The following is a 21,912-nucleotide window of genomic DNA, read 5'->3' on the forward strand; positions in this document are numbered from 1 at the left end:
CGGCTCAGAGAACGGCCACGCGGGTGAAGCGGGCGGCGATGTGCAGTTCGGCCTCGATGCGCCGAGCCGTGAGCCGCAGCTGGGGCAGCACCTGCTCCAGGCACTCCTCGGTCGTCCGGCTGCTGCTGTGCATCGCGACGTTGACCGAGGCGACGGCGGTGCCGGTCCGGTCGCGCACCGGTACCGCGATCGAGCGCAGGCCCGCTTCCAGCTCCTCGTCGACCAGGGCGTACCCCTCGGCCCGCACGCCGTCGAGAACGGTTTCGAGCGCGGCGCGGTGGGTGAGGGTGTGGGGGGCCAGAGGGCGCAGTTCGGAGTGGGCGAGGACCGACTTGAGCGCGTCGGTGGACAGGTCGGCCAGCAGGACCCTGCCGAGCGAGGTGGCGTAGGCGGGGAAGCGGGTCCCGACGGTGATGTCGACGGTCATGATGCGGTGGGTGGCGGCGCGCGCCACGTACTGCACGGAGTCGTCGACGAGGACCGCGAGGGAGGTGGAGTCCTGGATCCGCGCCGCCAGTGCGGCGAGGTGCGGCTCGGCGATCCGCGGGAGCGTGGTGCGGGAGAGCACCGGATACCCGAGGGCCAGGACGCGCGGTGTCAGCCGGTGCTCGCGGCCTTCGGCCGTGACGTGGCCGAGGTGCTCGAGGGTGATCAGCGCCCGGCGCGCGGAGGCGCGCGAGAGCCCCGTCGCACGGGCGACGTCGCTGAGTGTGAGAGCCGCTCCCGTGTCGCCGAAGGCGGTGATGACGGTCAGGCCGCGGGCGAGGGACTCCACGAACTCCCGTCCCAGCTCCTGCTTCGAGGCCGCGGTCCACGCGGCGAGGGTCCCGGGGGCGCCCGGCGGGCTCGCGGGGGGCGCGTCACGCAGGCGCTCCTCCATCGTGTGGGCGGCGGCGCGCAGACGCGGCAGCAGGCTGTCGCGGAGCCCTCGCGCGTCGTGCCTGCTGGTGTGGCTGACCACGCTGAGGACGCACGCGATCGATCCCGCGGGGCCGCGTACGGGCGTGGCGAGGGCCAGCAGACCGGGCTCGATCAGCTGGTCGTCCAGCGCCCATCCGTCGGCCCGCGCCGCTTCCACCCGGTCCTCGAACAGGTCGTCCGCGGCACCCGGGCGGCCCTGGAGGGACAGGTAACCGGCTCCGTCGGGATCGGCCTCGCGCCGCTCCCGCCAGGCCCTCCACTCCTCGGAACCCCAGAGGGTGGCGAAGAGAGCGCCCGGGGCGGTGCGTTCGGCGGGCAGCAGGTCGCCGATGCGGAAGCGCAGGGACATCGCCCGGCGCCGGGTGGCCTGGTGCACGAAGCGGATGCCGTCGCCGTCGGGCACCGCGAGGGACACGGACTCGTCGAGTTCGTCCGCGAGGGCGTCCACCTCGCCGCCGAGGACGGAAGGGAGCCGGATCGAGGACAGGTAGGCGTTGCCCAGTTCCATGAGGCGCGGCGCGAGGGAGACGGTCCTGCCGTCGACGCGGACGTATCCGGTGCGGGCGAGCGTGAGCGTGATCCTGTCGACCGTCGAACGGGCAAGCCCGCTGGCACGCTCCAGGTCGCTGAGGCTGAGGGAGCCGTCCGCGTCGGTCAGGCTGCGCAGGACCGCGATGCCGCGCATGAGCGGGGCGACGGCCTCCTCGGGCACGCCCGTGTCCGGCCGGTCGGTGCTGTTCGGGGGCATCTGTTCTCCGTCGGGTGGGTCCGTGCCGGAAGGACACGGTACGGCGCCGGGCGGCGTCCGGGACCCGCGCCCCTTCCGCCGGGAGCGTGGCCGGCCTGCGGCCGTCGGGTCCCGGACCGTTGACACGGCTCCGGTCCGGGCGGCAAACTCCACCCCACCTAGTGAAGGAAACTTCACTGGACGAACACTAGTGGATGGACGGTCCCATGGACAAGGTGGTCGCGTCGGCGGCGCTGGCCGTCGCCGACGTGCGGCACGGCGCGTCGGTGGCGGTGGGGGGCTTCGGGCTCAGCGGTGTGCCGAACGTGCTGATCGACGCCCTGTACGCGAGGGGTGTCAGCGGTCTCGGAGTCGTCTCCAACAACTGCGGGGCGATGGACTCCGGCCTCGCGGTCCTGCTCTCCGCCGGCCGCATCAGCCGGGTGACCGGCTCCTACATCGGCGGGAACAAGGAGTTCGCCCGGCAGTACCTCGGGGGCGAGCTGGAGCTCGAGCTGATCCCGCAGGGCACCCTGGCCGAGCGGCTCCGGGCCGGCGGGACCGGGATACCGGCGTTCTACACACCGGCCGGCGTGGGCACCCAGGTGGCCGACGGCGGACTCCCCTGGCGCTACGACGGCGAGGGCGGGGTGGCGGTGGCCTCCCCGGCCAAGGAGGTACGCGACTTCGACGGCGTCGCGTACGTCCTGGAGCACGGCATCCGCACCGACTTCGCCCTCGTCAGGGCGGCGAAGGGCGACCGGCACGGCAACCTCGTCTTCAACAAGGCCGCGCGCAACTTCAACCCGCTCGCGGCCATGGCCGGACGCATCACCGTCGCGGAGGTCGAGGAACTGGTCGAGCCCGGCGGGATCGACCCCGACCATGTGCATCTGCCCGGCATCTTCGTGCAGCGGGTCGTCGCGCTCACCCCCGGGCAGGCCGCGGACAAGAAGGTCGAGAAGCGGACGGTCACGGAGCGGGAGGCACGGGGCTGATGGCCTGGAACCGGAACGAGATGGCCGCCAGGGCGGCCGCGGAACTGCGCGACGGCGAGTACGTCAACCTGGGCATCGGGCTGCCGACGCTGATCCCGAACCACCTGCCCGAAGGCGTGCACGTCGTCCTGGAGTCCGAGAACGGCATCCTGGGGACCGGCGCGTTCCCGTACGACGAGGACGTCGACCCCGACCTGATCAACGCGGGCAAGGAGACGGTCACCGTCCGGCCGGGCGCCTCGTTCTTCGACTCGGCACTCTCCTTCGGGATGATCCGCGGCGGGCACATCGACGCCGCCGTGCTCGGGGCCATGGAGGTCTCGGCCCGGGGCGACCTCGCCAACTGGGCGGTGCCGGGCAAAATGGTGACGGGTATCGGCGGAGCGATGGACCTCGTGCACGGGGCACGCCGCGTCATCGTGACCATGACGCACACCGCGAAGGACGGCAGCCCCAAGATCGTCGAGGAGTGCACCCTGCCGCTGACGGGCAGGGCATGCGTCGACCGCGTCATCACCGACCTCGCGGTGCTCGACGTGACCGACGACGGCCTGGTCCTGGTGGAGACCGCCCCCGGGGTGAGCACCGCCGAGGTCCTGGAGAGGACAGCCGCTCCGGTCCGTACGTCCGGCAGGGCCGCGTCATGAGCCCCGGCCTCGCCGCGTGAGGGCCGCTCCCGAGCGGCGGAACGGGCGTACCGGATGAATGATGAACAGATGCCGCGGTGCCGCGGGTGCCGTCCGGTGCCCTCGCCGGGCGGACCGGGCCGGCCCCCGGCCATGAAGCGGAAGGCATGAGCGCATGACCCCCCAGACGGCGTCTCCGGCGGCGGACCAGGTACCGTCCGTGCGGCCGTCGCCGGGAGGTCCGGGGCACGTGGGCCCGGCGGGTACGGGCGGAGAGATCCACCCGGCGACGACGGAGGACGCCCCATGAGGTCCACGGACGGGCTGCTGGAGATCGGCTTCATGCGCACGGTGTTCGACAGCCTCGGAGCGGGGGTCTTCGTCACCGACACCGCGGGTCTGCTCACGGCGTGCAACCCACGGGCGCAGGAGCTGCTCGGCCGTCCGCTGGAGCAGATGCTCGGCCGCGACATGCACGACCTGATGCACCGCGGCCCGGGCGGCGGCAGGATCCCGCGCGACGAGTGCGGGCTGCTGGCCGTCCTGGACAGCGGCCGGCCCGCGGAAGGCAGCGAGGAACTCTTCCTGCGCGGGGACGGCAGCCTCGTGCCCGTCATCTGGGCCGCCACTCCCCTCCGGGTCGAGGGCCGCGCGGAGGGCGCGGTGGTCGTCTTCCACGACTTCAGCCTGCACCGCGACGCCGCCGAGCAGACCGCGGCCTACCTCGCGGCACTGGAAGGGCTGACCGCCCGGCTGACGATGGTGGCGGAGGTCTCGACCGTCCTGATCTCCACCCTGGAGACACCGGAGATGCTGCACAGGCTGGCCGGGCTGCTCGTGCCGGACATGGGCGACTGGGCGGCCGTCGACGTACGCGCCCCGGGACGGACGGGCGAGATGCGGCGCACGACCGTCCGCACCCCCGGCGACCGGGCGCCGGCGGAGGGGCTCACGGGGCCGCTGCCACCCCTGCCGGAGTCGGCCCGCTCGGCCGTGGTCCGGGCGCTGCGGGGCGGGGAGCCCGTCGTCCTGGACGCGGCCGACCTCGCCGAGCGGCCGGACAGCGCGCTCGCCCTCGCGCACCGGGAGCTGTTCGACCGGCTGGGAGGGACCTGCGCCGTCGTGGTCCCCCTGCACACGCGGCGGCAGGTCTTCGGCGCGCTGACCGTGGCCCGCACCGCCCCGGACTCCGCCTACACCGACGCCGAGGTCTTCGTGCTCGCCGACATCGCGCGCCGGGCCGGCCTCGTCATGGAGGCCGCCGAGCTGTTCGAACAGCAGCGTCACGTCGCGGAGACCATGCAGCGCCAGCTCCTCACGCCCCTGCCGCAGGTGGACCACCTCACTCTGGCGGCCCGTTACCGGCCCGCGGAGAGTGCCGCCGAGATCGGCGGGGACTGGTACGACTCCTTCCTCCTGGGCGACGGGGTCCTGACGATGGTCATCGGCGACGTCGTCGGGCACGACCTCAAGGCCGCCGCCCACATGGCCGAGGTCCGCAACATGCTGCGCGCCCTGGCCTGGGACCGGACGGAGCCGCCCAGCCTGATCATGCGCCGCCTGGACGAGGCCATGACCCACACCAGCGACGCCCCCATGGCCACCTGTGTGTTCGCGCGCATCGAGGGCGAGGTGGGCGGCCCGCGGGAGCTCCACTGGGTCAACGCCGGGCACCCTCCGCCCCTCCTGGTCACCGCCGACGGGCACGCACGCTTCCTCGAAGCCGGTCACGGGCCCCTGCTCGGACTCAGCTCCGCCCTGCACATGGGGCTGGGGTGGCACGACGCCCGCGCGGAGCTCCCGCCCCGGTCGACCCTGCTCTTCTACACCGACGGGCTGGTCGAGAGCCGCACCCGCGACATCGAGACCGGTCTCGCCCTGCTGCGGCGGCATGCCGCGGCCCTGGCCCGACGCGACATCGAGGACTTCCTCGACGAACTCCTGACCCGCATCGACCCCAGCGGCGACGACGTCGCCCTGCTGGCCCTGCGTACCCCGCCCGCGGGCGTCGGCGCCGGGGACGGGGAGGCACCGCCGCAGCACGCCCACAGCCCGGCCGCCGCCGACCGGGGAGCGCCGGGCTCGCGCATCGAGGGCACCCCGGTCAGAGACACCTCCGAACCCGCCTGACGCTGCAACGGAGTGCACGACAAGGGGGGTGGCAACACCACCGGTCCGGGGGCGGGACGTACTGACCTCGGTGCTCCGCCCTGGCAGGGTCGTCGGTGAGCGACCGGCCGGCCCACCGGAACCGGGCCACCACTCAGGGGGAAGACCATGCACCGCAAGCACCTCATCGCCGCAGTCCTGCTCGCCGCCACGACGACCGGGGCACTCGCCCCGGTGGCGGCGGCCCGTCCGTCGGACCCCGTGCAGCGGCAGCTGGATCTGCTGGTGGAACGGGACGGCGTCCCGGGCGCCCTCGTCCACGGGGGCGGGAGGACCCGTACGGCCGGGGTCTCCGACATGGTGACGGGACATCACATGATCGGCGCGCAAGGCCGGTTCCGGCTCGCCGGCAACACCAAGGCGTTCACCGCCGCCGCCGTGATGCGCCTGGTGGCGGACGGACTGATGGGCCTCGACGACCGCGCCGGGACCTACGTGCCCCAGCTCGCCGGGCGCGCCGTCACCGTACGGCAGTTGCTGAAGCAGACGAGCGGACTGCCGGAGTACGTCTCGCTGGTCGACTGGTCGCGGGCCGGCACGCCGCAGGAGTACCTGGCTCTCGCACTCGGCGCGGAGCCCGCTTTCGAGCCCGGTGCCGACTGGGGGTACTCCGACACCAACTACCTGGTGCTCGGCATGGTGATCGACCGGGCCTCCGGCGTCGGCTTCCGCACCTATGTCGAGCGTACGATTCTGCGCCCCCTGCACCTGGACGACACCTACTGGCCCGCGCCCGGTGAGTCGGTCCTGCGAGGACCGCACGCCCGCAACTACGGAGTGAACCCCGCGCTCCCGGAGGCCGGAGTCGTGGACGTGACGAAGCTCCCCGGGTACGAGTTCGGCGCGTCCGGCGGGCTCGTCTCGACGCCCGGAGACCTCAACGCCTTCTGGAACGGCCTGTTCGGCGGCCGTCTCCTGCCCGCCTGGGCGCTGCGTCTGATGACGCGGGACACCACCGACGTCGGCGGCCGGGACGTCTACCCCGCGGGCAGCCGCTACGGCTACGGCGTCGCCTCGGTCCCGCTCAGCTGCGGCGGCGTCTACTGGGGGCACGGCGGCGACCTGCCGGGCGACTCGGTGGCCGGCGGACGGGCCACCGGCGGACGGGGCACCGTGACCGTCTACACCACGACCTGGGCGGGCGGCGGCGAGAGCCTGGGCCATGTCCAGGGCGCCGTGGACGCCGCGTTGTGCGCGGGGGGGGGCCGCGGGTGAGCCACGGGCCCGCCGGCTCGTGGCGCGGGGTGCCGTGGCCGTACGCCTCTACCGCGAGGTGGTGACTCGCCCCGTCTCCGACGCGTGCCGCTACACCCGCGCCGCGAGCTCGGCCGGCCATCGGTGGGCCCAGGGCGCCGCGCTCTCGAACGCGGCCGCCGCACGCAGGACCTGCGCGTCGGCGAGGTGACGGCCCACGATCTGCAGCCCGACCGGCAGACCGTCGCGGGTCCAGCCGGCGGGGACGCTCACGGCGGGCTGGCCGGTGAGGTTGGCCGGGAAGGTGAACCCGGTCCAGGCGGTGTCCGGCACCTCCCGGCCGTCGATGAGCCCGGGCCCCTGGATGCCGACGGCGAACGGCGGCACGGCGGCTGTCGGGGTGACGAACAGGTCGTACGTGGACATCAGCTGCGCCGTCCGGTTGACGACGGCCTTGCGCACGATGTTGGCATCGGTGAACTCCTCGGCGGTCCAACGGCGTCGCATCATCGCCACGAGATGGGGCGACATGCGCTCCCCGTGCACGTCGACGAGGCGGCGCATGCCGGTGAGGTCGGTCTCGGCGGCGATGAGGGCGGCGAAGGCCTCGGCGGGGTCGTCCCACCCGGGGTCCACCGCCTCGACCCGGCACCCGAGGTCCTTCTCCAGGACGCCCACCGCGGCGTCGACGACGCGGCGCACCTCGGGGTCGACGGCGAGATAGCCGAGATCGGCGCTGTAGGCGACGCGCAGGCCCCGGATACCGGCTTCGCGGGGCGCGCCGGTCCAGTCGACGTCACCGCACGGGATCGAGTGCCGGTCACGCGGGTCGGGCCCGGCCAGCACGGACAGCATCAGAGCCGCGTCGGCGACGGTGCGGGTGAGCGGGCCGATGTGTTCGAGGGACTCCCAGCCGGAGACTCCCGGGTAGCGCTCGTCGCGGCAGCCCGGCCACACCGGGACCCGCCCCATCGCCGCCTTGAACCCGACCAGACCGCAGTGCGCGGCCGGCACCCTCACCGAACCGCCCCCGTCGGAACCGAGCGAGACGGGCCCGAGGCCGGCGGCCACGGCCGCGGCCGATCCCGCACTCGAACCGCCGGGCGTGAGGGCCGTGTTCCACGGATTGCGGGTGGCCGGGAAAAGCGGATTGTGTCCCACGGCGCTGTAGCCGAACTCGGTGGCGTTGGTCTTGCCGAGCACCACGGCTCCGGCGCCGAGGACCCGCTCCACCACGATGTCGTCCTCGTCCGGCACGAAGTCCTCGTAGGCGGGCGAGCCGGACGTGGTGCGGATGCCGCGCGTGGCGATCAGGTCCTTCACTCCGATCGGCACGCCCGCCAGCGGTCCGACGTCCTCGCCGCGCGCCAGGCGCTCGCCGATCCTGCGTGCGCGGGCGCGCGCCTGGTCGGGCACGGGGGTGCAGTAGGCGTGCAGAGCGGGATCCACCTCCGCCGTCCGGTCGAGGACCGCGTCCACGGCTTCGAGCGGGGACACCTCCGACTTCCCTATGAGTGCGGCGAGTTCGGTCGCGGAGAGGCGGCAGATCTGGTCGCGTGCGGTGCGGTCCATACGTGTTCTCCTCGGTGGGGCGGGTCGGCTCAGGCGGTTCGGGCGACGGGGACGGGTGCGGTGTGCTCGACTGCCAGGTAGACGCCGCACGCGACGGCCATGCCGACGACCGCGTCGACGGAACCGGGCAGGAAGTAGTGCGCCACCGTCGCGGCCCCGGCCCCGGCCGCCCACGCGACGAGGGCGCCCGGCCTGTACGCGCGGACCTCCCGGCCCTCCGTGCGGCGGCGCAGGATCAGCTGGTCCGTGATCAGGACGGCGCCGATGGGCGGTACGAAGATGCCGAGCAGGTTCAGCCAGTCGAGGAAGAGGCTCCAGACCCCGGTCAGCGCCGCCACCAGTCCGAGGACGCTCAGGGCGATCGCGAGGGGCCGCATGCGGAACCGTGTGAGGGCGGACCAGCCGACCGCTCCGTTGTAGAGGCAGTGGGAGGCGACCGAGCCGAGGTTGACGAAGACGAACAGGACGGCGACCGCCGTCAGGAGGGGGCCGTGGCCGGTGAGCAGCCCGAGGAATCCGCCACCGTTGGCCGCGGGGTCCGCGGCGCCTCCGACGGCGACGACGAGCCCGCCCACGAGGTAGGCGACGCTGTTGGCGAAGGGGAACGCGCAGCTCGCCGCGACGACGGCGGCCCGGCCGCTCCTGGCCCAGCGCGTGAAGTCGGCGGTCATCGTGCCCGAGTCGGAGAATCCCGCGACCACGATGCTCATGGCGGCGCCGAAGGAGAGCGCGTGACCGGCGCCCTCGTACGACAGGGCCTGCCCCAGGGACGCGCCTTCCCCGGCGAGACCGAACCAGAGGGCGACGCCCGCGAGGAGGACGAACAGCGGCGTGGCGACGAGCCCGATCAGTGACAGGGCACGGATACCGAGGACGGTGAGCACGGTGTAGAGGACTCCCCCGGCGAGCGCGCCCAGCAACGGCGCCCACCCCAGGGTCTCCTGGAGGGTGGTCCCGCTCAGTCCGATCTGGAAGGAGTACCAGCCGATGACGACGGTGGAGAGGAAGCCGGCGGGTATCCGGCTTCCGAGCGTGCCGAACGTGCGGGCCGCCTGGTGGGAGAAGTTCTCGCCCGTGCGGCCCGCGAGCCAGCTGAGGGCGCCGACGTAGGCGAAGAGCACGAGGTTGCCGAGGAGGATCGCCGCCGCTCCTCGCGCCAGGCCCAGGTTGTAGACGATGACGCCGCCGAAGACGGCGTTGCCCAGGTTCATCGGAAAGCCGAACCATACGGCCGATACGGTCAGCAGTCCGCGGCGTGCCCGCTCGGGCACCGGCTCGTGCTCGTACTCGTCGCCCAGCGCGCCGCGTTCACCCTGGCTGGGCTCCTGCCGTCCTGTTCCGCTCGTGGTCGTGGTCGTGGTCACGGGCCCTCCCGGATACTGGTATACCGTTCTGACGCTTGGACGGTAGGGTCCGGGTGTTTCGGCGGACGGCACGGCTTGTTACGGGCGCAGGACGCCCGAGACCGCGCGGGCCGCGGCCCTTCGGCTCAGCCGGCCGTGCGCACGGCCATGTCGAGCAGCTTCTGGATGTGCAGGCCGTGGGCCGCGTCGATGCCGGTGCCCCGGCCGGTGCGTACGGCGGTCGCGAACTCCCGCCGGAGGACGGGCCAGCACTCCTCGTGGTCGATGCCGGCCGTGTCGTAGACCAGTTCCTCGCCGGGGCCGAAGAGTTCGACCCGGGTCCTGGCCCGCTCCAGCCGCACACTGCCCGAGAGGGACGCCTGGCTGACCGCGCCGTTCTCGTGCTCGCAGGTGAGCTCGGTCCAGCGGCGCGGATCACCGGCGGCCCGTACGGAGACGATGGGACCGACCGCGCTGTCGAGGATGTCCAGGAGGTGCGGGCCGAGGTCGAGCAGCGCGCCGTGCTCCAGTCGCCACGAGGTGGCGAACTCCCCGCCCAGGAAGGCGCCGTGCAGGTAGCAGGAGCGCGCTCCCGTCACCTCGCGGGTGGCCGCCTCGGCGAGGAAGGCACGGGTGGCCGGGTGGTAGCGCTTGGTCAGGACCAGCTGGGAGATCACCCCGTGCTCGTCGACGGCGTCCGCCACGGCGCGCGCCGTGGCGAGGTCGGCACCGAGCGGCTTCTCCAGCAGGAGGGCTCGGCCCGCGGCCGCGGCGCGGGGGGCGAGGACGGCCTGGACGGCGGGCGGCACGGCGAACGCGACGGCCTCGCACCGGTCGAGCAGTTCCTCGAAGGACGCGGCGACCGGGGCGCCGTAGGGTGCGGCGACGTCGGCCGCGGCCTCCGGGCGGCGGGCCCAGACCGCCGCGAGTGCGGTCTCCGGCCCGGCCGCCAGCATCCGGGCGTGCATGGTGCGGGCCCAGGGGCCCGCACCCACGAGGCCGACGCGGACCGGTTCGTGGGGCCAGGCGTCCGGGAGGGGGGCGGTGGACATGGTGGTTCTCCGTCGTTCAGCTGTGGGTACGGTGCACGCCGGGCACGGGGGCGCCCCCGGCGTGAGGGCGGTACGCGCCGCCTGTGCGTCGTCGTGCGGGCGGCGCGGGGACGGGCGCTCAGGCGCCGACGCGGGCCAGGGCCGCGAGGCGGGCGTCGGCGCGGTCGGGGGCGTAGAGGTGGTCGATGACCATACGGGCGGCTCCGGCCAGGGCGGCGCGGTCGCCCAGCTCGGAGGTGACGACCTGGAGATGGGCCGTGGTGCGTGGCATCGCGCGCTGGTAGATGAGTTCACGGACCCCGGTGAGGAACGGGGTGCCTGCCAGGTCCCCGCTCAGCATCAGCACACCGGGGTTGAGCAGGGTGACGACCGTGACCAGGACCTCGCCGACGCGCTGCCCGGCCTCCCGGGCGAGCCTGACGGCGTCCGGCTGACCCGCGGCGAGGTGCTCGCGGACATCGGATCCCGAGGCGGTGGGCACTCCCGCGTCGGTGAGCTGCGCGGCGATGGACCGGCCGCTGGCCACCGCGGCGAGGCACCCGTACGAGCCGCACATGCACAAGGCGTCGGGGCGGTCGTGCAGCCGGATGTGTCCGATGTCGCCGGCTCCGCCGTCGATGCCCCGGTAGATCTCGCCGCCGACGACGACCCCGGCGCCGATCCCGGTGGACGCCTTGATCAGGACGAAGGCGCTGCACTCCGGGTGGCCTGCCCGCTGTTCGGCCAGGGCCATCAGGTTGGCGTCGTTGTCGACGAAGACCGGGAGGGGTTCCGCCGCGGGCATCGGGCCGACGTGCTCGGTCCATGCCTCTCGCATGCGCTCCCGTACGGGGAAGCGGTCCCATCCGGGCATGATCGGGGGCTGGACGATCCGGGCGGACTCCCAGTCGACCGGGCCCGGCACGGAGAGCCCGATGCCGCAGACCCGTTCGGGTCCCACGCCCGCCTCGGCGAGCAGCGGGCCGGACCAGCGGGCCAGTTGGTCCAGGGCGCAGTCGGGGCCGTCGGCGATGACGAGGGCCCCGGTGTGCTCGGCCAGCACCTCTCCGGCCAGGTCGAGCACGGCGAGGCGTGCGTGCCGGGTCTCCAAGTCCGCCACGAGCACCACGGCGTGCGCCGGGTCGAACTCCAGCCGGGAGGAGGGGCGTCCGCCGGTGGAGGTGCCGGTGGCGCCGCGCAGCCAGCCCGCCCCGAAGAGCTGGTCGAGCCGGTGTCCCACCGTCGAGCGGGACAGCCCGGTCGCCTGCTGGAGCTCTCCGCGCGTGGTGGCCTCGCCGCTGCGGATGAGCTGCAGGAGGTGCCCCGCGCTGGCCTGGTTTCCTGCCATCCCTGCTGTCCTCGCCCTGTCTGTCGCGTCCGTGCCGGCTGCCCCGGGGGCCTCAGGCGTCTGGTCCTGCCGGTCCCCTGTCCCGGTGTCAGCCCTTGTCCGCACCGCTGGTCAGGCCCTCGGTGAGGAGCCGCTCGGCGGAGAAGAACAGGAGTACCACAGGGATGGTGAGGACCACCGACCCGGCCATCAGGACCGTCTTCGACACCTCGATGCCGTTGGCCAGTTGCTGGAGTCCCAGCGAGACCGTCCACCTGTCGGGGTCGGCCGCCAGGAAGAGGAGCGCGAAGAGGAACTCGTTCCAGGCGATCATGAAAACGTACAGCCCGGTCGCCATGAGGGTCGGCAGGGCGAGCGGCAGGATGATCTTGCGTACGGTCTGCAGCCGTGACGCGCCGTCGATCGACGCCGCTTCCTCGATGCTGTACGGGATGGTGACGAAGTAGTTCTTCAGCATGTAGATCGAGACGGGCACGGTCTGCGCGATGTAGACGATGGCGAGCCCGACGAGACTGCCGGAGAGTCCCATCTTCGCGAACATGACGAAGAGCGGCACGGCGAGCAGGGTGGCCGGGAAGAGGTACACGGCCAGGAAGATCGCGCTGACCTGCCGGTTGCCGAAGAACTTCAGCCGGCTCACCGCGTAGGCCCCGGGAACCGCCGCGGCCAGCGTGAGCAGCACCGTGGCGACGGCGACGAGCGCCGAGTTGACCAGCATGCCGAGGAATCCCTGGCCGCCCTCGGACGAGGACTTGAGGACGCTCTCGTAGGTGTCGAGCGTGAAGTCCTTGGCGGAGACCCACAGGTTGCCCGGGTCGAGGAGCAGGGCGTCGATGGGCTTCACCGACAGCATGAGCATGTAGTAGAAGGGCACGATCGTGATCGCCGCGAGGAAGGCGATCACGATCCAGCGCAGTACGCCGAAGAAGCGTTCCTCGAACTGGGCCCGGGTGATCCGGGGACGCCGGGCCCCGGGCAGCGGGCGCGTGGACCGGCCGGTCTCGTCGCGGGTCAGGGTCTCGGTGGCGGTCATGCCGATTCCTCCTGCATCTTCTTGGCGAAGAACGTGAAGTAGACGCCCAGGAGGGCCATGAGCACGACGGCCAGGACGAGCGCCTGGGCGGAGGCGGCACCGACGTCGAAGCGCGAGGTCAGGAAGTCGTACACGCGGACGGCCACGACGTCCGTGCCCGAGCCGCCGCCGGTGAGCAGGTAGATGTCGTCGAACTTGTTGAACGTCATGATGAAGCGCAGGACGGACAGCAGGGCGATGACGGGCATCAGCTGGGGCAGCAGGATGTGCCGGAAGCGCTGGGAGAGGGTGGCGCCGTCGACCTCCGCCGCCTCCTCGAGTCCGGCGGGTACCGCCTGGAGCCGGGCCAGCATGAAGAGGAAGGCGAACGGGAAGTAGCGCCAGGTCTCGAAGGCGATGACGGTGAGCAGGGCGAGCGGGATGTCGAAGTGGACGCCGAGCACGCCGACTTCGTAGGACCGGGTGGAGAGGAAGGCGATGGGGTCGTCCCACCCGAAGAGCTTCCGGCCCCATTCGTTCACGATGCCGTACTGCGGGCTGAGCGCCACCTCCCAGACGAAGGAGACCGCGACCACGGGGGCGACGTACGGGAGGAGCATGGCGGCGCGCAGGACGCCCCGGCCCCGGAAGGGACGGCGCAGCGCGAGGGCGGCGACCAGCCCGAGGACCACGGAGCCCGCGGTGGCGCCGACGGTGTAGAGCAGCGTGGTGCCGAGGCTGCTCCAGAAGCCGGGCGAGCCGAAGACCTGCGAGAAGTTGTCCAGGGTCCACCGGCCGAAGAGGCCGTTCTCCTGGATGTCGACGAGCCGGGCGTTCTGGAAGGCGAGCAGGACGGTCCACAGGATCGGCAGGATCACCACGACCAGGACCACCAGGAAGGTGGGGGTCACGAAGGCGAGGCCCGCGCGGTTCTCGCGCCTGCTGGAACTCTGCGCCGGGACGCGGCGCTGCTTCGCGGCGCTCTGGGTTGTGCTCATGGGTCGGTTACCTCGTGAGGGGAGCGGCGTGCGGCTACTGGAGGGACTTCTGGAGGGCGGTCACTTCGTCGTCGGCCTCCTTCGCGGCCTCGTCAGGCGAGAGCTGGCCGCTGGTCATCGCCCCGATGGCCTTGGCGACGGGGAGTTCGCCGTTCGTGGCGCCGACGAGCGCGCCCTGCCCCTGGGTGAGTCCCCAGCGCTTCATGTCGCCGACGCCGGTGACGAGCCGGTCGAGGAGGGCCGAGGGGTAGGCCTTCTGCATGGACTCGCGGCGGTCGACGCCCATGACGCTGGAGCGCCACGCCTGTTCGAAGGAGCCGGGCTTCTGCACCGTGCCGGTGCGGACGGGGATCTTGCCCTCGGGGGCCATGCCGAACCAGTCGGCGTACCCCTTGCCCATCATGTAGTCGATGAACTTCCTGGAGGCGCCCGTCTCGGCGGTCCTGGTGACGGCCCATGACGTGATCTCGCCGAACTGGGCGGGTTCCTTGCCGTCGGGGCCCTTCAGGGAGGTGACGACGCCGGTGTTGCGGGCCAGGAACTTCGGGTCCTTCGTGCACTCCGGGCAGCTGGGCAGCGCGTCCGACCGCAGTCCCGCCAGCTCGTCGAGCAGGAAGGACGACCAGACCATCATCGAGGACTGTCCGGCGAAGTAGGTGGCGCGGGTGGTGTCCACGCTCTGGGTGCCGGGCGCACCGTGTTTGCGGGCGAGATCGTCGTACGCCGCGAAGGCGTTGCGGCACGCCGGGGAGTCGAGGGCGGGCTCGCCCGACCCGTCGACCAGCTCGCAGCCGTTGGCCAGGGCGAGGTCCTCGAAGCTCTGCTGGGTGAAGACGTCCGAGGGGTCGGTGGCCAGCGAGATGCCGTCCCTTCCGTCCTTGTCGAGGGAGGCGGCTGCCTTCAGGGCGCTCGCGTAGTCGTCGGGGGCGTCGAGCCCGGCCTCGGCGAACAGGTCCTTGCGGTAGACGAGGATCTGGAGCCAGGCGTCGGAGGGGACACCGAGCCGGGTCCCCCCGTCGGCCGTGAGCGCGAGCGCGTTGCTGTTGAACGTGCCCGGGTCGAGGTCCTCGACGATGCGGTTCGCGACGTCGGTGTTGAGCAGGCCGTTGCCGTACATCTGCCAGACCTGGCCCATCGGGACCGCCCCGATGACGTCCGGGAGCTTGCCGGCCGCCGCCGCGGACATGATCAGCTGCGGCAGCTGGGCCTCGTCCACGCCGACGAGATCGACCTGGACACCGGTCTCCTTCTCGAAGCGGCTGACGACCTTCCTGGTCGCCGCCATCCTCGGCGGCAGGTTCTCCTGCGACCACACCGTGATCCTGTTGTCGGGCCGCTCCGCGCCGGAGCCGCCCGAGCAGCCGGCCAGCAGGCCTGCCGCCAGGGTCGCGGCGAGCCCGAACAGGGTCGCCCTCGACCGTCGGGTCTTCATCACCATGCTCTGTCCTCACGCCACTTACGCACTTTCCTGATGCATCTCAGCATTACTTTTGCGTGTTGACAAGACATAACTCTGAGATATCTTCGACTGAAGTCAGCGAGCAACACCCCTCCCAGCGCTACCGGAGCCCCCCGTGGAACGCGTCGTCCAGTTCACCGGCCCCCGTCAGGTCGAAGTCGCCGAGCACGAGAGCGCCCCGCTCCCCGCCGGCCACCTGCGGGTCCGCACCCGCTACTCCGGCATTTCGGCAGGAACCGAACTCACTGCCTACAGGGGTACGAATCCGTATCTCACACGCACCTGGGACGCCGAGGCCCGGATCTTCCGCGACGGTGCGGCCGGAATCGAGTACCCGGTGGCCGGCTGGGGCTACTCCGAGGTCGGCGAGGTCACCGAGGTCTCCCCCGAGCTCGTCGGCACGCCCGGGATGCCCGTCACGGGCGATCTGGTCTGGGGCATCTGGGGCCACCGCAGCGAGGGCATCGTCCCCGCCGAGCGCATGGTCGGCCACACCCTGCCCGCCGGTCTCGAACCGCTCGCGGGGGCGTTCGCCCGCGTCGGCGCCATCGCGTACAACGCGATCCTCGCCGCCGACATCCACCTCGGCGAGGACGTGGCCGTCTTCGGCCAGGGCGTCATCGGGCTGCTCACCACCCGCCTCGCCCAGCTCAACGGCGCGCGCGTCACCGCGGTCGACGCACTCGACGGCCGTCTCGCCACCGCCCGGGAGTACGGCGCGCGGCACACCCTCAACGCGCGGACCGACGACGTCGCCGAACGGATCCGCGCCGCCACGGGCGGGGCGGGCGCCGATGTCGCCATCGAGATCAGCGGGGTGTACCCGGCGCTGCACGAGGCCGTCCGCTCCGTCACCGTCGGCGGCCGGGTCGTGGCGTCCGGCTTCTACCAGGGCGACGGCGCCGGGCTGCGGCTCGGCGACGAGTTCCACCACAACCGGATCCAGCTGATCTGCTCCCAGATCGGCGGCGTGCCCCCGCAGCTGGCCGGACGCTGGAGTGTCGAGCGGCTCCAGCAGACCTTCCTCTCGCTGGTCGCCGAAGGCCAGGTCGATGTGAAGTCGCTGGTCAGCCATGTCGTGCCGGTGGCGGAGTGCGCCGACGCGTACGTGCTGCTCGACGAGACGCCCGCCGACGCCCTCCAGGTCGTCCTGGAGTTCTGAGCCCGCAGCACGCCCGATCCGTTCCCGAACCGTTCAGACCCCGAGCGCCCTCCGACGGCGCCGAAAGGCACCCCATGCTGAAAACCGCCTGCCAGGAACAGCTCCTCCCCGGCGACACGCTCCAGGAGAAATGGGCCTTCGCCCAGGAGGCCGGCTTCGACGCCGTGGAGCTGCGGTCCAAGGGCGACTTCCACTTCCGCGACCGTCTGCCCGAGCTCAAGCAGGCACTCGCCGACGGCGTCGTCATGCCGACCGTCTGCGTCGACATGCTGCACTTCTTCGCGGCGTTCGACGACGGGCTGCGCCGTGACGCGCTGGAGCAGATGAAGTCGCAGCTCTCCGTCGCGGCCGAGATCGGGGCACTGGGTGTGCAGACCCCCGCGTCGTACGGGATGTTCTCGCGCCGGCTGCCGCCCTTCGAGCCGCCGCGCACCGAGGAGCAGGACCGCGAGGTGCTGCTGTCCGGCCTCTCCGAGCTGGGTGAGCACGCGCGCTCCGAGGGCGTCGCCCTCTACCTGGAGCCGCTCAACCGGTACGAGGACCACATGGTCAACCGGCTGGACCAGGCCGTCGACCTCATCCGCACAGTGGGCCTGGACTCCGTCCGCATCGGCATCGACAGCTACCACATGAACATCGAGGAGGCCGACCCCTCGGCCTCGATCCTCGCGGCGGCCCCCTACATCGGCCACGCCCAGGTCAGCGACTCCAACCGCTTCCAGCCGGGAGCCGGCCACCTCGACTGGCCGGCCTGGATCGGAGCCCTGCACAGCATCGGCTACGACGGCTACCTCGCCGCCGAGTGCCGGCTGACCGGCGACCCGGTCGCGGCCGTCCGCTCGGTCCCCGCGTTCCTGCGGAGGTCCGGCGCGTGACGTCGCTGCTCGAGACCCCCGTGCCCGCCGCCGCCGATCACCTGACCCTTCGGCGCGGTGCGGCACGGGTCCTCCTCACCAACTGGACGGGCTCCTCCACCGTCCCGTCCCGCGGCCTGTATCCGCACCAGTGGAGCTGGGACTCGGCCTTCATCGCGATCGGGCTGCGCCACCTGTCGGTGCGCAGGGCCCAGCGCGAGCTGGAGAGCCTGCTGGGCGCCCAGTGGGCCGACGGCCGCGTTCCGCACATCGTGTTCAGTCCCGCGGTGCCCCTGGACGCGTACTTCCCCAGCCCCGACTTCTGGCGCTCCTCCACGGCGGGCGCCCCGGCGGGTGCCCCGGCCGGGACCGAGACCTCCGGCATCGTGCAGCCCCCGGTACACGCGCTGGCCGCGTGGCTCGTCCACGAGGCCGACCCTGAGGCCTCGCGCGGCCGCGGCTTCCTGCCGCGTGTCTACGACCGGCTCGTGGCCTGGCACGACTACCTCACGGGCGACCGCGACCTCGGCGGCGGCGGACTGGCCGCCATGGTGCACCCGTGGGAGCCCGGCATGGACAACAGCCCGTGCTGGGACGGCCCGTTGCGGCGTGTCGAGCCGGCCGCCCCGGGCTCGTACCGGCGTGCCGACCTCGACCACGGGCAGGCGTCGGAGCGTCCCACCGACCTGGACTACGGCCGCTACGTGCGGCTCGCCTCGGACTACCGGGACGGCGGCTACGCGGACGTGCGGGGATCGCACGCCTTCGCGGTGGAGGACCCCTGTGTCAACGCGCTGCTGATCGTCTCGGAGCACGCGCTCGCCCGGATCGCCGCCGAGACGGGGGCGGACCCCTCCCCGCACGAGGCACGGGCCGAGCGGCTCACGGCGGCGCTGGTGGAGCGGCTCTGGTCGCCCGCCGACGGCATGTTCCTCTGCCGGGACCTGGTCGGTGACGAGCTGATCCCCGAGCGCAGCGTCGCCGGGCTCGTCCCTCTCGTCGTCCCCGGGCTCCCCCGGCACGTCGTCGACGCCCTGCTCGACACGGTGTCGGGCCCGGCCTTCCGTCTGGGCGAGGTGCCGATGGCGCCGTCGTACGACTTCGCCGGGCATGCCTTCGACCCCTCCCGCTACTGGCGCGGTCCCGCCTGGTTCAACACCAACTGGCTGCTGGAGCGCGGGCTGCGCCTGTACGGGCGTCCCCGCACGGCGGACGCGCTGCGTACGGCCATGCTGGACGCCGCCGGGGCCAGCGCCTTCGCCGAGTACGTGGACCCGGAGACCGCCGAGGCCCGCGGCACCCGTGCCTTCGGCTGGACGGCGGCCCTCACCCTCGATCTGCTGGCCGCGGCGCGGCCGGCCTCCGGCGACAACGGCCCGGGCACCCCTGCGATCGGAGTACGCGCGTGAACGGCACAGCGGACACCACCCTCGTCCGCGCGGGCACCTTCGCGGTCCTGGGCGCCGACGGAGGCGTCGGCGGCCGCCGCGGCACCTCCCCGGACGGGCTGTTCCACCGCGACGCACGCCACCTGAGCCGGTGGACGCTGACCGTCGACGGTGCGGCACCGGAGGTACTGGTGCCGTCGGCGGGCGAGGAGTCCGCTCTGTGCGTGCTCACCCCGCCGGGCACCCGGGACGAACCGGCCGCCTATACCGTATTCCGTGAACAGGCCGTCGACTCGGGCGTTCTGACGGAGTGTCTGCGGCTGGTCAACAATGGCCCCGCACCCGTCACCGCGGTGCTCTCGCTCACCGCGGACGCCGACTTCGCCGACCAGTTCGAACTGCGCTCCGACAAGCGCCGGTACGAGAAGGACGGCGCCCGGCACACAGCGGCCCTCCATCAGGACGGGGTCACGTTCACCTACGAGCGCGGCGACTGGCTCTCCCGTACTGCGGTGTGCGCCTCCCCGGCTCCGGCCGCCGTGGGCCCCGCCGGCGAACCGGGGACGGCGCACCGGCTGGACTGGCACCTGGAGCTGCCCGCCCACGGCGCGGCCGAACTCCTGCTCACCGTCACGGCGTACGCGCACGGCGCACCCGCGCCCGCCCTCGTCGGCACGCCGGCCGAGGCGGTCGCGGAGCAGGCGGCCGACACCTCCGCCTTCACCGGGGCGCCGCTGCCCGTGCCACCCGGCGCACCGGACGGTCTGGCTGCGGCGTGCGCCCGGGGGCTGAGCGACCTGGCCGCACTGAGGGTCCCCGCGACCGGCCCGGACGGCGAGCACCTTCGGGTGCCGGCGGCCGGGATCCCGTGGTTCCTCACGCTCTTCGGGCGGGACTCCCTCTTCACCTCCCTGTTCGCGCTGCCCTACCGGCCCGAGCTGGCGGAGGGGACCCTGCTCGCTCTCGCGGCGACCCAGGGCACCGTCCACGACGCCGGCCGCGGGGAGCAGCCGGGGCGCATCGTCCACGAGATCCGCCACGGCGAGCTGGCCCACTTCCGCCAGGTGCCGTACGGCCGTTACTACGGTTCGGTGGACGCCACCCCGCTCTTCCTGGTCCTGCTGGAGAGTTACACGGAGGCCACCGGCGACCTCACCCTCGCCACCCGCCTGGAGCGTGCGGCGCGCGCCGCCGTGAGCTGGATGTTCCGCGACGGCGGTCTGGACGACAGCGGCTACCTGGTCTACACGCCCGACCCCCGCGGGCTGGTGAACCAGAACTGGAAGGACTCCGAGGGTGCCGTCTGCTTCCTGGACGGCACCCAGGCCGAGGGGCCGATCGCCGTGGCCGAGGCGCAGGGATACGCCTACGACGCACTGGTCCGCACCGCGCGCACGGCCCGCTCGGTGTGGAACGACGCGGCGTACGCCGAACAGCTGGAGAAGGCGGCCGCGGAACTGCGGGAGCGGTTCCTGCGGGACTTCTGGATGACCGGCCCCGACTTCCCCGCGCTCGCGCTGGACGGCCGGGGCAGGCAGGTCGACTCGCTGGCCTCCGACGCCGGGCACCTGCTGTGGTCGGGCATCCTGGACGGCCGGCACGCCGAGCGCGTGGGGCGGCGTCTGCTGGAACCCGACTTCTTCTCGGGGTGGGCCATCCGCACCCTGGCGTCCGGCCAGCCCGCGTACCACCCGCTCTCGTACCACCGGGGCACGTCCTGGCCGCACGACAACGCGGTGGTGCTGCTCGGTCTGGCCCGGTGCGGTCTCGTCGAGGAGGCGCGCACGGTCGCCCTCGGCCTGCTGGAGGCGTCGGCGCACCACGGGCACCGGCTGCCCGAGGTCATGGCGGGCTACTCCCGCGCCCAGCACCCCCGCCCGGTGCCGTATCCCCACTCCTGCTCCCCGCAGGCGTGGGCGGCCGCCACCCCCCTGGCCGTCCTCACGGCGCTGCGGGAGACGGCGGACTGACCGGGCCGCTCCGGGAAGGCCCCGGACGCCGGTGCGGTGTCCGGGGCCACGGCTTCCTAAGGTGCAGGCATGCGCAGAACCGCACGCCTCTCCCCCGCGCCGCCGGAGCACCCCCGCCGCGGCCGCCTCCCCGCGTCCGCTCCGCACGAGGAGACGGCATGACACTCAATCAGCTGCGGGCCTTCGTCGAGGCGGAGCGCCTCGGGTCCTTCACCGCCGCCGCACAGGCCATGGACATCGCCCAGGCATCCGCCTCCGAGCTGGTCCGCCGCCTGGAGGCGGAACTGGACGCTGAGCTGTTCCTCCGCGGCAGCCGCACCCTGAGCCTGACGGCGGCGGGGCAGGAGCTCCTCCCCTACGCCCAGGAGGCACTGGAGGCGGCGGACGGCGGGATGCGGGCCGTGCACTCCCTCGGCTCCCTGGGCGGGGGCACCGCCACGTTCGGGGTCCTGCGCAACGCCGACTACTACCTGCTCGCCAATCTCGTACAGATGTTCCATGCCCGGTACCCGTCCGTCCGTGTACGGCTCGTGGGGCAGAACTCGGCCGAGACCGCCTCGGCCGTCGCGGCGGGCCGGATCGAAGCGGGCCTGGTCATCCTGCCCGTGGACGAGGACGGACTCGCGGTCACCCCGCTCATGCGCGACGAGGTGCATTACGTCAGCGCGAGCGCCGAGCGCACCCGCGCCCCGGTCACCATCGAATCCTTCTCGCAGGCACCTCTGGTGCTGTACGACGCCCACTACGGGTGGAAGGACCCGACCAGGAGGCAGATCGCGGCACGTGCCCAGCTCGCCGGAGTGAGCGTCGATCCGCTGATCGAGCTCGAACACGTGGAGGCGGCGCTGAAACTGGCCGCGGCCGGCATCGGCGACACGATCGCCAGCAGGGCGGTGATCGCCAGCCCCTCCTTCCCCGCCGGGCTGCGCACCGTTCCTTTCGCCGAGCCGCTGTACGACACCATCGCGCTGGTGAGGCGGCGCGGCCACCCCCTGTCGCGCGCCACCAGGGAACTCGCCCGCCTCGCCGAGGACACCCTCCGCGAGATCGGCAACGGTCTGCCGCTGTGACCCCTCCTGGTACGACCCACAGGGAAACCCTGTGGGAGACGCAGGCAAGGCCCCTCTGGTCCTGTGGCAG

The 21,912-nt window shown here is 72.8% G+C and carries 17 protein-coding genes; 9 read left to right on the forward strand and 8 right to left on the reverse strand.

What is annotated here, in order from left to right:
• Nucleotides 1-4: 4 nt before the first annotated feature.
• Nucleotides 5-1,669, reverse strand: coding sequence for an IclR family transcriptional regulator C-terminal domain-containing protein (locus ACFC51_RS13365; RefSeq protein WP_376528587.1), 1,665 nt, complete (start codon nucleotides 1,667-1,669; stop codon nucleotides 5-7).
• A 206-nt stretch (nucleotides 1,670-1,875) separates the two neighbouring features.
• Between ACFC51_RS13365 and ACFC51_RS13370 the strand changes: the two genes are divergently transcribed.
• The 4 genes from ACFC51_RS13370 (at nucleotide 1,876) to ACFC51_RS13385 (ending at nucleotide 6,656) form a co-directional block, all read left to right on the forward strand.
• Nucleotides 1,876-2,646, forward strand: coding sequence for a CoA transferase subunit A (locus ACFC51_RS13370; protein WP_376370386.1), 771 nt, complete (start codon nucleotides 1,876-1,878; stop codon nucleotides 2,644-2,646).
• The gene (locus ACFC51_RS13375; protein WP_376370388.1) at nucleotides 2,646-3,293 is read left to right on the forward strand and encodes a CoA transferase subunit B; all 648 of its coding nucleotides are present in this window, start codon (nucleotides 2,646-2,648) and stop codon (nucleotides 3,291-3,293) included. Before ACFC51_RS13370 ends, ACFC51_RS13375 begins: the two co-directional genes overlap by 1 nt.
• 285 nt (nucleotides 3,294-3,578) lie before the next feature.
• Nucleotides 3,579-5,402, forward strand: coding sequence for a SpoIIE family protein phosphatase (locus tag ACFC51_RS13380; RefSeq protein WP_376370390.1), 1,824 nt, complete (start codon nucleotides 3,579-3,581; stop codon nucleotides 5,400-5,402).
• A 147-nt stretch (nucleotides 5,403-5,549) separates the two neighbouring features.
• Nucleotides 5,550-6,656, forward strand: a complete 1,107-nt coding sequence (locus ACFC51_RS13385) for a serine hydrolase domain-containing protein (RefSeq protein WP_376528588.1) — start codon at nucleotides 5,550-5,552, stop codon at nucleotides 6,654-6,656.
• A 90-nt stretch (nucleotides 6,657-6,746) separates the two neighbouring features.
• Here the strand turns inward: ACFC51_RS13385 and ACFC51_RS13390 are convergent, their stop codons facing one another.
• From ACFC51_RS13390 to ACFC51_RS13420, 7 genes are all read right to left on the reverse strand, one after another.
• Nucleotides 6,747-8,207 (reverse strand): amidase, encoded by a 1,461-nt coding sequence (locus ACFC51_RS13390; protein ID WP_376528590.1) that lies wholly within the window; start codon nucleotides 8,205-8,207, stop codon nucleotides 6,747-6,749.
• Nucleotides 8,208-8,236: 29 nt separating this feature from the next.
• Nucleotides 8,237-9,571, reverse strand: coding sequence for a purine-cytosine permease family protein (locus ACFC51_RS13395; protein WP_376528592.1), 1,335 nt, complete (start codon nucleotides 9,569-9,571; stop codon nucleotides 8,237-8,239).
• A 125-nt stretch (nucleotides 9,572-9,696) separates the two neighbouring features.
• Nucleotides 9,697-10,602 carry a Gfo/Idh/MocA family protein gene (locus ACFC51_RS13400; protein WP_376370394.1) on the reverse strand — a complete coding sequence of 302 codons (906 nt, stop codon included), beginning with the start codon at nucleotides 10,600-10,602 and terminating at the stop codon, nucleotides 9,697-9,699.
• A 118-nt stretch (nucleotides 10,603-10,720) separates the two neighbouring features.
• Complete coding sequence (locus ACFC51_RS13405; RefSeq protein WP_376528594.1) at nucleotides 10,721-11,929, reverse strand: ROK family transcriptional regulator; 1,209 nt, start codon at nucleotides 11,927-11,929, stop codon at nucleotides 10,721-10,723.
• A gap of 88 nt (nucleotides 11,930-12,017) precedes the next feature.
• Entirely contained in the window at nucleotides 12,018-12,884 is an 867-nt protein-coding gene (locus tag ACFC51_RS13410; RefSeq protein ID WP_376370483.1) for a carbohydrate ABC transporter permease, read from the reverse strand.
• Between the two features lie 74 nt (nucleotides 12,885-12,958).
• Nucleotides 12,959-13,939 (reverse strand): carbohydrate ABC transporter permease, encoded by a 981-nt coding sequence (locus ACFC51_RS13415; RefSeq protein WP_376370398.1) that lies wholly within the window; start codon nucleotides 13,937-13,939, stop codon nucleotides 12,959-12,961.
• A 34-nt stretch (nucleotides 13,940-13,973) separates the two neighbouring features.
• Nucleotides 13,974-15,377: an ABC transporter substrate-binding protein gene (locus ACFC51_RS13420; RefSeq protein ID WP_376370400.1), complete on the reverse strand. Its 1,404-nt coding sequence runs from the start codon at nucleotides 15,375-15,377 to the stop codon at nucleotides 13,974-13,976.
• Nucleotides 15,378-15,513: 136 nt separating this feature from the next.
• On the opposite strand from ACFC51_RS13420, the gene ACFC51_RS13425 reads away from it, so the two are divergent.
• The 5 genes from ACFC51_RS13425 (at nucleotide 15,514) to ACFC51_RS13445 (ending at nucleotide 21,842) form a co-directional block, all read left to right on the forward strand.
• Nucleotides 15,514-16,560: a zinc-binding alcohol dehydrogenase gene (locus ACFC51_RS13425; protein ID WP_376528596.1), complete on the forward strand. Its 1,047-nt coding sequence runs from the start codon at nucleotides 15,514-15,516 to the stop codon at nucleotides 16,558-16,560.
• A 74-nt stretch (nucleotides 16,561-16,634) separates the two neighbouring features.
• On the forward strand, nucleotides 16,635-17,435 hold the full coding sequence (locus tag ACFC51_RS13430) for a TIM barrel protein (protein WP_376370404.1): 801 nt from the start codon (nucleotides 16,635-16,637) through the stop codon (nucleotides 17,433-17,435).
• Nucleotides 17,432-18,823: a hypothetical protein gene (locus ACFC51_RS13435; RefSeq protein ID WP_376528598.1), complete on the forward strand. Its 1,392-nt coding sequence runs from the start codon at nucleotides 17,432-17,434 to the stop codon at nucleotides 18,821-18,823. Before ACFC51_RS13430 ends, ACFC51_RS13435 begins: the two co-directional genes overlap by 4 nt.
• Nucleotides 18,820-20,772, forward strand: coding sequence for a glycogen debranching N-terminal domain-containing protein (locus ACFC51_RS13440; protein WP_376528600.1), 1,953 nt, complete (start codon nucleotides 18,820-18,822; stop codon nucleotides 20,770-20,772). Before ACFC51_RS13435 ends, ACFC51_RS13440 begins: the two co-directional genes overlap by 4 nt.
• A gap of 158 nt (nucleotides 20,773-20,930) precedes the next feature.
• Nucleotides 20,931-21,842: a LysR family transcriptional regulator gene (locus ACFC51_RS13445; RefSeq protein WP_376528602.1), complete on the forward strand. Its 912-nt coding sequence runs from the start codon at nucleotides 20,931-20,933 to the stop codon at nucleotides 21,840-21,842.
• Nucleotides 21,843-21,912 lie beyond the last annotated feature (70 nt).

This window comes from Streptomyces sp. NPDC055962, from assembly GCF_042270185.1.
Classification (GTDB): domain Bacteria; phylum Actinomycetota; class Actinomycetes; order Streptomycetales; family Streptomycetaceae; genus Streptomyces.